Annotated in this window: 8 protein-coding genes and 1 pseudogene; 1 reads left to right on the top strand and 8 read right to left on the bottom strand. The window is 37.5% G+C overall.

What is annotated here, in order from left to right:
* Positions 1-1063: 1063 nt before the first annotated feature.
* From ACFIMU_RS00870 to ACFIMU_RS00905, 8 genes and pseudogenes are all read right to left on the bottom strand, one after another.
* A complete protein-coding gene (locus tag ACFIMU_RS00870; RefSeq protein WP_273791158.1) occupies positions 1064-1342 on the bottom strand; it encodes an HU family DNA-binding protein in 279 nt (92 codons plus the stop codon).
* Between the two features lie 231 nt (positions 1343-1573).
* Complete coding sequence (gene lon, locus ACFIMU_RS00875; protein WP_375606239.1) at positions 1574-4000, bottom strand: endopeptidase La; 2427 nt, start codon at positions 3998-4000, stop codon at positions 1574-1576.
* Between the two features lie 183 nt (positions 4001-4183).
* Positions 4184-5458 carry an ATP-dependent Clp protease ATP-binding subunit ClpX gene (gene clpX / locus ACFIMU_RS00880; protein ID WP_375606240.1) on the bottom strand — a complete coding sequence of 425 codons (1275 nt, stop codon included), beginning with the start codon at positions 5456-5458 and terminating at the stop codon, positions 4184-4186.
* Positions 5459-5641: 183 nt separating this feature from the next.
* Entirely contained in the window at positions 5642-6274 is a 633-nt protein-coding gene (gene clpP, locus ACFIMU_RS00885) for an ATP-dependent Clp endopeptidase proteolytic subunit ClpP (protein ID WP_375611281.1), read from the bottom strand.
* A gap of 147 nt (positions 6275-6421) precedes the next feature.
* Positions 6422-7229, bottom strand: a pseudogene (locus tag ACFIMU_RS00890) (hypothetical protein).
* 10 nt (positions 7230-7239) lie between these two features.
* The gene (trkA, locus tag ACFIMU_RS00895) at positions 7240-8616 is read right to left on the bottom strand and encodes a Trk system potassium transporter TrkA (protein ID WP_375606242.1); all 1377 of its coding nucleotides are present in this window, start codon (positions 8614-8616) and stop codon (positions 7240-7242) included.
* Positions 8617-8620: 4 nt separating this feature from the next.
* Entirely contained in the window at positions 8621-9979 is a 1359-nt protein-coding gene (locus ACFIMU_RS00900; RefSeq protein WP_375606243.1) for a sigma-54-dependent transcriptional regulator, read from the bottom strand.
* A 1-nt stretch (position 9980) separates the two neighbouring features.
* Positions 9981-12248, bottom strand: coding sequence for an ATP-binding protein (locus tag ACFIMU_RS00905; RefSeq protein WP_375696740.1), 2268 nt, complete (start codon positions 12246-12248; stop codon positions 9981-9983).
* 173 nt (positions 12249-12421) lie between these two features.
* On the opposite strand from ACFIMU_RS00905, the gene rirA reads away from it, so the two are divergent.
* Positions 12422-12865 (top strand): iron-responsive transcriptional regulator RirA, encoded by a 444-nt coding sequence (gene rirA, locus ACFIMU_RS00910; protein ID WP_375606245.1) that lies wholly within the window; start codon positions 12422-12424, stop codon positions 12863-12865.
* The last annotated feature ends 19 nt before the right edge of the window (positions 12866-12884 follow it).

Here is a 12884-nt window from a genome sequence, read left to right on the forward strand (position 1 = left end):
TTTATTCAATTTTGCAGGTGCTGTAAAATAACTTTTTGCTATAAAAAAACTTTACTGCTATCAACAATTTAATATGATTTAATGACTAAAAACAAAATAATCATATAAATATATTATGAATAATCAAAAAAATAAATAGATGAAAAATACACAATTAATACTGTATTATCTTTACTAATAGTTTTTATATTATGTAATGTATATTATTTTATAAGAGTCATTTTTCTGTTTTGTAACTTCCTCCCTCAAAATTTGTGATATTCTCTCATTTTAACTCTTGTATGATGAAAAAAAACGCTCGCCTGCATATCACAAGTAAAATAAAGACAGGAAGAAAAAATATTTTAAGACAGAGCCCAATCTCTCTTTCATTTCAAGCACCAAGAAAAATCACAATATTAAAAAAGAAAAAGAATGATGATGCTACTTTATTAATTTACAATGAATTGATTTATAATAATAATTTGTATCTTTCTATATTGCATGAAAAACCTGAATATCGTAAAATTCTTTTATTTCAAACTCATCTTATAGTAAAACAATGAAAATCATCCGCTTGGTGCTTCGCAAGCGAAGCTAGTGTGTAAATAAAGAACTATGAAAAAATGAATAAAACTACTCCTTGTGAATCCATCTCAAATACTGAAAGCTCGTCACAATAGTATAGGAACTGAAAATAGCATGACGACACCAACCTTACTCTTTTATTAAGCGTAAAAATGGTGCTATATAATAGTTTTTATACACTTCATAGAGCTTTTCGTCTTACACTATTTACAGGTCTTTATTTTTAAATAAAGATCAAGCACTTTAAGGTATAATAAAAGCTCCCATCACATTTTATAAACGATACAGTACTCTATTCCATTAAAAATGGCTAAAAACAACCCACTCCAAATCTATGGTATTTTACGCAATATTTAAAATCATTTAAAAATACCAAAATATATAAATAAGAAAAATACCGCAAAGATTCAGAGTTTTTATATGAAAAACGAGCATAACACATGTGTTAAAAAAAACCCGCTTATAAATAAATCGGGTTTTTTTAATGTAGCCTAAATTATTTTTTATTAACTGCTTCTTTAAGGCTTTTTCCTGCAGAAAACTTGGGTACAGAACGTGCTGGAATATCGATTTCAGCACCCGTTGAAGGATTACGCCCCTTTGTTGCCGCACGATGAGAAACTTCAAAAGTGCCAAAACCTGGAAGACGAACATCTCCCCCTGAAGCTAAAGCTTCTGTTACAGAAGCCATAAAAGCATCCACAACAGCACCAGCTTGCGCTTTCGAAACACCTGCCTTTTCAGCAACGGAGCTAACCAATTCACTTTTATTCATAAAATATTTCCTTTCCCTATATTACCTGACAACATGACTTAATCATGTTATTGCTCAGTTTATTGAAAAGTACAGCAAACAGAAGTCTTATTTTTATCCAAAACATTGTTTTTTTAGCAATAATCATAGTTATTCACGGAATTTTTCACTTTTTCCAACAAAAAACAGAATAATAACCTCAAAAACACCTTCTACCACCTAAAAAATGCCGTTATAAATGAGATAAGTGAATCAGTGTGCAATCTGTATTCCTTCACTATCGCTGCCCTCTGATCTGATGGGGACAGCCACTGCAGAAGGCTCCTTCCATTCAATAGTATCAGGAAAATGAACCAAAGCGTGTTTCAAAACTTCACTCACATGACTTACCGGAATAATTTCCATGTTATTTTTGACATCATCAGGAATGTCAACCAAATCTTTTGCGTTTTCTTCAGGAATAAGGACTTTTTTTATCCCTCCTCGAAGAGCTGCTAAGAGTTTTTCTTTTAATCCACCAATTGGTAAAACACGTCCACGTAAAGTAATTTCACCAGTCATTGCAATATCTTTATGCACCGCTATCCCTGTAAGTACAGAAACAATTGCTGTCACCATTGCAATCCCAGCAGATGGGCCATCTTTGGGTGTCGCCCCCTCTGGAACATGAACATGGATATCGCGTTTTTCAAAAAGTGGAGGTTCAATACCAAAATCAACAGCACGAGAACGTACATAAGATGCTGCTGCTGAAATGGACTCTTTCATAATGTCACGTAAATTTCCAGTTACAGTCATCTTGCCTTTTCCAGGCATCATGACCCCTTCAATGGTCAATAACTCTCCACCAACTTCTGTCCACGCAAGGCCTGTCACAACACCAATTTGATTTTCTCCTTCAATCTGATTATAGTGGTAACGTTTAACACCCAAAAAATCATTGATATTATTTTCTGTAACTTTTACAGATTTTTGATTTGTTTTGAGAATTTTTGTAACAGATTTACGGGCAACTTTCATGAGTTCACGCTCAAGGTTACGAACTCCTGCTTCACGTGTGTAAAACTGAATAATCGACCTGAGCGCTCCATCAGAAATGCTGAGTTCTTTTTTAGACAAACAGTGATCTTTTAGTGCCTTTGGTAAAAGATGCTGTTTAACAATTTCCATTTTCTCACATTCAGTATAACCCGCAATACGAATAATTTCCATTCGATCCATTAATGGACCTGGAATATTAAGCGTATTTGCCGTCGTGATAAACATGACATCAGAAAGATCATATTCAACTTCCAAATAATGATCAATGAATGTACCATTTTGTTCAGGATCAAGAACCTCTAATAAAGCGGATGAAGGATCGCCACGAAAATCTTGGCCCATCTTATCAATTTCATCAAGCAAGAAAAGTGGATTAGATTTTTTTGCTTTTTTCATAGACTGGATAATTTTTCCAGGCATCGATCCAATATATGTTCGGCGATGTCCACGAATTTCTGCTTCATCTCGGACACCTCCCAATGAGATACGAACATACTCACGTCCCGTTGCCTTTGCAATAGAGCGCGCTAATGATGTTTTCCCCACACCAGGAGGACCTAACAAACAAATAATGGGACCTTTTATCTTTGATGCGCGACTTTGTACAGCCAAATACTCAATAATTCGCTCTTTAACTTTTTCAAGACCGAAATGTTCATTATTCATGACCTTTTCAGCAAAATCTAAATTGTTTTTAATCTTAGATTTTTTACCCCAAGGCATTGCTAATAACCAATCAAGATAATTACGTACAACTGTCGCTTCTGCAGACATAGGAGACATATTCCGTAATTTTCTCAATTCTGCTCCAGCTTTTTCCTGTGCTTCCTTGGATAGTTTTGTATTCTTGATACGTTCTTCTAATTCAGAGAGTTCATCTCGGCTATCATCACCTGCTCCTAACTCTTTTTGAATAGCCTTCATCTGCTCATTGAGATAATATTCTCGTTGGTTTTTTTCCATTTGCCGTTTAACATGCGAACGAATACGTTTTTCAACCTGCAAAACAGAAATTTCTCCTTCCATGAAGGACAAAACACGTTCAAGACGGGCCCGCACAGGTAAGAGCTCTAATATCTCCTGTTTTTCTGCAAGTTTAATCATCAAATGAGAAGCAATCGTATCGGCAAGCTTAGAAGGATTATCAAGCTGGCCAATCGCATTCACAACTTCAGGAGAGATTTTTTTATTAAGCTTTACATAGTTTTCAAAATAAGCAATCACTGACCTTGAAAGAGCTTCAATCTCAACATCACTCTCTCTAGGTTCTTCTGTAACAGTCGCAAAAGCCTGATGATAACCTTCACTTAAAGCAAATTGACTAATTTTTGCACGTGCAGTTCCTTCAACCAAAACCTTTACAGTACCATCAGGAAGCTTTAAAAGTTGAAGAATATTAGCAAATGTACCAATATGATAAATATCCTCTGATTTTGGATCGTCATCAGAAGCATTTTTTTGTGTCACCAAGAGTATTTGCTTATCAACCGCCATCGTTTCTTCAAGAGCACGAATTGATTTTTCGCGACCCACAAAAAGTGGAACAATCATATGGGGGAAGACAACAATATCACGAAGAGGTAAAACAGCATAAACCCCATCTCTTACTTCATCTGTCTTTTCATCAATATATTGCATAACTCTCCTTTCTGGAGCCTATGAGCTATCTACAACAATTAGCCCACCTGTAGAAAATCTCAGCTCTTCACTGTACATGAAGTGGTAATTACTCATACATAAATCAAGCATTATAATGATATTATTAGAAATACCTATCAAATACCGTTCATTACCACCTTTTATATTGCGCATCGCACAATGTCATGCTGATACATTTTCTTTATCTTCTGCACGTTCTGAGTAAATATAAAGAGGACGCGCTTTCCCATCAACGACATCACTCGAAATAACCACTTTTTGAACGCCTTCAAGAGCCGGTAGCTCAAACATCGTCTCAAGAAGGATCTTCTCCATAATAGAACGTAAACCACGAGCACCAGTTTTACGTTCAATTGCTTTCTTTGCAATAACACGTAAAGCATCTTCATGAAATGCTAACTCAACATTCTCCATTTCAAAAAGACGCTGATATTGCTTTACTAACGCATTTTTAGGTTGGGATAAAATTTGCATGAGGGCGTTAACATCTAAATCCTCTAAGGTGGCGACTATAGGAAGCCGCCCAATAAACTCTGGTATTAAACCAAATTTTATAAGATCTTCAGGCTCTAAATCACGAAAAATTTCACCGACACAACGCTCATCCGGAGCCTTAACAGTCGCAGAAAAACCAATAGAAGTTTTTTCACCACGCCCTGAAATAATCCGTTCTAAACCTGCAAAAGCTCCCCCACAAATGAATAAGATGTTTGTGGTATCAACCTGAAGAAACTCTTGTTGCGGATGTTTACGTCCACCTTGTGGAGGAACAGAAGCAATCGTTCCTTCCATAATCTTTAATAACGCTTGCTGAACTCCTTCTCCCGAAACATCTCTTGTAATAGAAGGATTATCTGCTTTACGAGAAATCTTATCAACCTCATCAATATAAACAATACCACGCTGCGCACGTTCAACATTATAATCTGCTGCTTGAAGAAGCTTCAAAATAATATTTTCAACATCTTCTCCCACATAACCCGCTTCAGTCAAAGTGGTCGCATCCGCCATCGTAAAAGGCACATCAATAATACGTGCTAATGTTTGTGCAAGATAAGTTTTACCACAACCCGTTGGACCAACAAGAAGAATATTTGATTTAGTTAACTCAATATCATTGCTTTTAGACTGATGCGCCAACCGTTTATAATGATTATGAACAGCAACAGAAAGAACACGCTTTGCATGCTGCTGACCAATAACATAATCATCAAGAACTGTTATAATTTCCTGTGGCGTAGGAACACCATCACGCACCTTAACCCCAGAAGACTTATTTTCTTCCCGAATAATATCCATGCAAAGCTCTACACATTCATCACAGATAAATACAGTAGGCCCCGCAATGAGCTTACGCACCTCATGCTGACTCTTGCCGCAGAACGAGCAATAGAGAGTATTTTTTGATTCGTTCCCGCTATTGCTAATTTTGCTCATTTTTCTTTCCTTTCACCACAATATATGAACACTTTGCCTTTTCAAAGGAAGCTTTTCATCATGAAAACTAAAAGACATATAGAAAACCATGCATGTCTCAATACTTTTAGGTGTTTCTCTTATTTTGCGATATTTTTTATAAAACTCTTTGATTTAAAGTAGCTGTTTTTTCTATAAAAACTCTTAATCTTTTTCTTCTTTTTCAGTTTCTGCACGGTATTGTATAACATCATCAACTAAGCCAAACGCTTTGGCTTCTTCCGCTGTCATAAAATGATCACGATCGAGAGTTCTCTCTATAACCTCATAATCTTGACTCGTATGTTGAACATAAATTTCATTTAAACGCCGTTTCATCTTTATAATATCTTGCGCATGTCGCTCAATATCTGAAGCTTGACCTTGAAAACCACCAGATGGTTGATGCACCATAATACGTGCGTTTGGCAATGTAAAACGATGACCTTTTGCTCCAGCCGTTAACAATAAAGACCCCATAGATGCCGCTTGCCCCATGCAAAGCGTAGAAACAGGAGGGCGAATAAACTGCATAGTATCATAAATAGCCATACCAGATGTTACGACACCACCTGGAGAATTAATATAAAGACTAATTTCTTTTTTAGGATTTTCCGCTTCCAAGAAAAGCAATTGTGCACAAACAAGCATTGCCATACCATCTTCAACAGGTCCATTAATAAAAATAATCCGTTCCTTTAAAAGACGGGAAAAAATATCATACGCCCGTTCACCACGATTTGTTTGTTCAATAACCATAGGAACAAGGCTTAATGCTGTTTTCATTGGATCACTCATATTTTTACTTTCCGTTCATATAACAACCGCTCTTTACACATTCAATGTTTTTATCCATTTGTTAACATTACTCTCTTGTGCAAGCTACAATCAAGAGATTGTATAAGATAGATTAAAATCTCAATAGTTAAAATAGCAATAATAACTCTACCTAAACAAATCATGAACATCCGGAATGCGAGATACCGCCCAATGGTAAAAACTTCCTTCCTGAGGTTTTTGCGTCGTCTTTGTCTTTCTGTGAATATGAAATCCTATCAAGCGTGAATCGGTGAGCGGCTTTACGCCAAAAGCTGGTTCAAAAATACTTTCAGTTTTTCGCCCAATCCAGTAATAAAAAGTTTCCTTTTCCTTTGCTTCATGAAAAAAACCATATCGTTTTGCTAATCGTGAAATACCATCATTACCAAATATTGTAACGCCAAAATTTCCCGGTAAAATCGGCATTTTTTCCTCTTTAACCAGAACGGTCTCCAAACACGACGCTTAAACCCAAGCCAATGAGGAATAATTTCTGCGCCTGCCCAATAATCTTCAAATACTTTTATAATAGGGTTATCGGGCGGAAAATAAAGTGCAGAAACGCCCACTCTTATATTATTTTCTCTTGCCAACCAAACCTTCTCCGTATCTGGCTGAAATTGTTTAACAAGGTAAACATCTGTATCTAACCAAACACCTTGTTGATATTTCATCAGCATAACACGAAAAAAATCCGAGAACCGAACAATTGTACACCATAGTTTATCATCAGAAAAATCGGGGTCAAGGCGATAAATTGCTGAGCGTAGTAAAATTGATTCGGCTTCATGCAGCTCAACACCAGCAGGAAGATTATCTATTTTTTATCATAACTAAAAAGCTTAACGCGCTGTCCAGTTTTAACCATTGAGGACAAACAAAGCCTATCCACCAATCTTAATTGTCCACTATACCAAAAAGTACAAATATCCATAGATAATATATCAAAAATATTCTAAACTTACGCGAAAGAGTTGTTCAACATCACGAACGAACTCAGCAAGAGCAAAAATCACTATTCTATCACCAGATAAAATACGCGTATCTGCCGAAAGCTGTATTATTGTCTTATTGCGATAAATTGCACCAATTCTCAAACCATCTGATAAATTGAGCTCTGATAATGACTTACCAACCAATGAAGATGTTTGCATCACTTCAGCTTCAATAATTTCTGCTCGGCCATTAAAAACTGAATGAACAGAACGAATACGCCCACGGCGCATTTGTTGCAAAATTCTCGATATTGTAACGCTATGGGGATTAAGATATGCATCCACACCAACAGCACGACTAAATTCTTGATAGGCAACATTATTAATCAATACCATATTGGCTTTGCAGCCCAATCTTTTAGCAATAATAGCGCTTAAGAGATTAACCTGATCTTGATTGGTTAATGTAATCATTAAATCGGACTGATCAATTCCCGCATCTTGAAGAATCACTGGATCTAACACATTACCGTATAAAACTGTTGTTTTTTCAAGCTGATCAGCAATTGTGAGGGCTCTTTCTCTATGCGCTTCTATAATCTTCAATTTTAATTTATGGAAACGCTTTTCAATAGCCTGTGCAACATAAAGGCCAATGTGACCACCCCCTGCAATAATCATGCGGTGGGCATCTTGTTCTTTATGACCAAAAAGCCCAACAGCACGACGCATCTGTTCACGAGCAACAACAAGATAGGTTATATCACCGACACGTAATTGCGTTTCTGAATGTGCAATCAATAATTCCGAGCCACGTTTAATAGCGGTAACCGTTGTTTGAAGATCTGGAAAAAGCTCTGTTAATTGACGCAAAGGTGTATTAATAACGGGGCAATCTTCCATGCATTCCAAGGCTAACGCAACAATATCATCATTACAAAAATAAAGAACATCTATTGCACCAGGTAAAGCAATACGACGCAAAACCATTTCCCCAACTTCAACTTCTGGCGAAATAACCACATCAATAGGAATATTTTCTCTAGAAAAAAGCGTCTTATAACGTGGTTCTAAATAAGATTGTGAGCGAATACGAGCAATTTTTGTGGGCACATTAAATAATGAATGTGCCACTTGGCAAGCTACCATATTCACTTCATCAAACAAAGTGACAGCAATCAACATATCAGCTTTGTCTGCATCTGCAGCCAAAAGAACTTCAGGCCGTGAACCGTGACCAACAAAACCTCTCACATCCAATGTATCGCGAATCTTTTCAATTAATCTTGTTTCAATATCAATAACAGTAACATCGTGATTTTCAGCAGCAAGACGCTCTGCTATCCCATAACCAACCTGTCCTGCTCCACAAATAATAATACGCATCGCTTTAAGAAACTCCAAGCGCTTTAAGTTTACGGTGCAAAGCTGAACGCTCCATGCCTATAAATTCAGCAGTACGCGATATATTTCCACCCAAACGTCCAATCTGCGCCACTAAATATCTCTTTTCAAACAATTCTCGTGCTTCACGCAACGGTAAATCCATTATACTCTCATCCGAATCCATTTGAAGACGTGGCAAAGAATCATTCACTTCACTGGGAAGAAAATCCGCTGTTATAGGACCATCCCCATCCCGCACAAGAATAAGAAGACGCTCAATATTATTACGTAATTGTCTTACATTACCCGGCCAAGCATGCGTTTGCAAAATAGCAATCACATCATCACTGATTTCACGTGGCTTAATCCCAACCTGCTGTGATATTGTTTTTACAAAATGATGGACAAGTTCTGGAATATCTTCACGACGAGCAGAAAGGGGCGGAACAGTAATGGGAACAACGGAAAGACGGTGGAAAAGATCTTCTCTAAAGCGCCCGTCAGAAATGAGGTTTTCAAGATTTTGCGCTGTCGAAGAAATGATACGAACATCTACTTTAACACGTTTTGTACCGCCAACTCTCTCAAATGTTTGCCCCGTTAACACCCTAAGAATCTTACCTTGAGTCTCACGTGGCATATCAGCAATTTCATCAAGATAAAGTATTCCGCCATGGGCTTCCTCTAAGGCACCGATTTTACGCTCTCTTCCCTCCATTTCGCTGCCAAACAGCTCTATTTCCATTCTTTCCGGAGTAATCGTTGCAGCATTTATTGTAACAAATGGCCCATTCGAACGCGTGGAGAGCGCATGAATAGTTCGTGCAACAGTCTCTTTTCCTGCCCCTGAAGGACCTGTTATCATGATGCGACTATTGGTTGGTGCTACTTTTTCTATGATTTGACGCAAATTTTTTATAACTGTCGATTTTCCGAGCAACTCTAATGTCTCGTTCGAACGTTTTCGCAATTCTAAAAGCTCACGTTTTAAATTTGAATTTTCAAGTGTTCTCTCTGCAACCAATACAAGTCTATCAGCTTTAAAAGGTTTTTCAATGAAATCATAGGCTCCTCGCTTTATAGCGGAAACAGCCGTCTCAATATTACCATGACCAGAGATCATAACGACCGGAAGAGCTGGATAGTGTGTTTTAATTTCATCAAGCAGTGCTAAACCATCGAGGCGACTCCCCTGTAACCAAATATCTAAAAAAATGAGCTTTGGAATACGTTCACTAATTTGAGCTAATGCTTCATCAGAGTTACAAGCAACACGCGTTTCATAGCCTTCATCATCCAAAATACCAGCAACAAGTTCACGAATATCCGCTTCATCATCAACAATCAAGATATCTGATACCATACTATTCCCCTATCTTATGATTTATAGCTTGTATAATACTACCCTGCTTACCCCCAACCGTCGGAAACATCAAACGGATCATCGCACCACGACCTTCATAAAAACTCTCCGGTGCATCATGAAGCTCCATGGAACCACCGTGATCTTCAATAACTTTGCGCACAATGGCCAGCCCGAGTCCTGTTCCTTTCTCCCGTGTTGTTATATAAGGTTCTAATAACTTTTGTCTTTGCTCTTTAGGAAGTCCTTTTCCGTTATCAACAACATCCACAACCACCCATTCTTCTTGATGATAAGAACGGACAAGAATATGACCGTGAATATTTTCCTCTCGCATAACTGAATCTATGGATTCGCTCGCGTTTTTGATCACATTGCAAAAAGCCTGTACAATGAGACGGTTATCAAATGCACCCATAAGTGGTAGAGTTCCTAAATCTTGCTCAAAATGAATATCATGTCGCGTCACTTCTATCAAGAAACATGCTTCGCGCAACAATTCTCGTATATCTAAAATATGCATTTTGGGTTTGGGCATACGTGCAAAAGAGGAAAACTCATCAACCATACGCCCAATATCTCCAACCTGCCGAATAATTGTGTCAATACACCGCTCAAAGACCTCTCTATCTTGTGTAATAGCTTTGTTATAACGTTTACGAATGCGTTCAGCGGATAACTGAATAGGTGTAAGAGGATTTTTAATTTCGTGTGCAATACGTCGCGCAATATCCGCCCACGCCGCTGTACGTTGCGCTGCAACAAGGTCTGTAATATCATCAATTGTTAGAACCCAAGATTGCCCCTGTCCATCATCCTCCTCCATCGTAACTTGAACATTACAGACACGCTCTTTTCCTGCAACGTTTAAAGTGACCTGCTCACGATGGTTTTTCCGATCCAATGAACGCACAAACTGAAAAACCTGCCAAATTTCAGCACTTAAAGATAAAAGACTTTTTCCAACAACGTGCTCAGAGCGAATATCAAACATCGCTTCAATAGACCGATTGATAATGGTGATATCACCATTATCATCTATCCCTGCTACTCCCGCTGTTACACCCGATAATACAGCTTCAGAAAAACGCCGTCTTTCATCAATTTGATCACGCACTGCAATCAATTCATTACGCCGACTTTTCAATTCACTGACCATGTAATTAAAAGTTTTGGATAATTGCCCAATATCGCCATCTTTTGCTCGTACTGGCACGAAAATTTCCATATTTCCAGAAGCAACATCATCGGCAGCACTAATGAGAAGACGAATAGGACGTACTAAGCGATCAGCAACAGCAATAGCAGCCCAAATGGCTGATAAGAATAAACTAAAAAAAAGACACAAATAAAGCATACCAAATGCAATCTGTGTCAGCAGGCGATTTTCATTTAAATCACGATAACGATCTGTATTGACTTCTGTCAAACGCAAAGCAGATAAAACACCTTTATCAACGTCACGCACCAAATATAAAAATGTGTTTGGAATATTGGTAAACTTTAAAATAATACCAAAATAATCATGAACGCCTGGTTGAAAAGAAAAAGGTCTCGCACTGGTTGCACGTTCAATAAGATGAGAAGGAGGAATTGGCAGTTTATCTTCATCACCAAGAGCGCTCGATACAAAAATAGCTCCGCTAGAACTTAACAAAAATGCACCACGCAAATTGCGTCCTAGAGCATGACGCGTCAATTGCATCCTATATTCAGCTGGATTACGTTCTAAGAGTTTTTTGTTATCAAGTGCAAATGCCATCGCGTAGGATAAATTTTTTAAATTTTGAAGCATTTCATCTGCATAAGCATTTGCTAAATCAATAGAAGAGCCCACAATTTGCCGCGTTGTTGTATCAAACCATCGATCAAGTCCCAAATTCAGTGCTGGCCCTGACACAAGAGCTACAGCAACAGCTGGCATTGTTGCAACAAGTGCAAACAATGAAATAAGGCGTACATGAAGACGTGAGCCTGCACGCCTTGAACGCCAAGCACGAATGATCGGAATCATCTCATAAAAAACGATGACAATAAGCCCTAAAACCCAAAAACTATTAATTCCTATAAGAATAAGGGTTACTGTTCTATTGGGAACAACAGGAGTTAAGCCAATAAGAATAATGAACGAAACAGAGGCCGTAAGTAAAGCCAATATAATAATTGTAATCCCTAAAAAAATATATACCTTACTTAAACGATACAACTCATCGTTATAAGTATTTTTATCTATGTCTTGAAGATTCGTCACAGATGTTATATTCGTCATGAGCTTACATACCCTTATCTCATTATTATCATATAACCTTTTGTAGCAAAAATTGACAATACTAATACTACATTTACAATAGGACAAATATAGTCAACGAGAAAAAACTTCTACATTTTGCAAAATATCTTTAAAATAGACTGTGTTCGACAATACTTTACGAAGGAAATGAGATGCGATTAACAAAACAAACAAATTATGCTCTTCGAATGCTCATGTATTGTGCAGATAATCAGGGAACTCTCAGTCGTGTTCCAGAAATTGCTAAAGCATATGCCGTTTCAGAGCTTTTTTTATTTAAAATCCTTCAGCTGCTTGTTCAAGCAGGTTTTATCCAAACAGTGCGTGGACGCAATGGTGGAGTTAGATTGGCTAAACCCGCAGCAGAGATTTCAGTCGCGGATGTTGTGAAAGTAACAGAAGACAACTTTTCCCTCGCAGAATGTTTCGATACTGCAGAACCAACTTGCCCCTTGTTTGATTTTTGTGGTTTAAATACCGCACTTCAAAAAGCATTAAATGCTTTTTTTGAGGTATTATCAGTGATATCCTTGGCTGATCTACAACGATCACCCTTTCAAAATCATTTTAAAATTAATGACAAAAAAGCAAACTAAGATTATAATACAAGGAGAT

The organism is Bartonella sp. AC70YNML, from assembly GCF_042196545.1.
In the GTDB taxonomy this organism is placed as follows: domain Bacteria; phylum Pseudomonadota; class Alphaproteobacteria; order Rhizobiales; family Rhizobiaceae; genus Bartonella.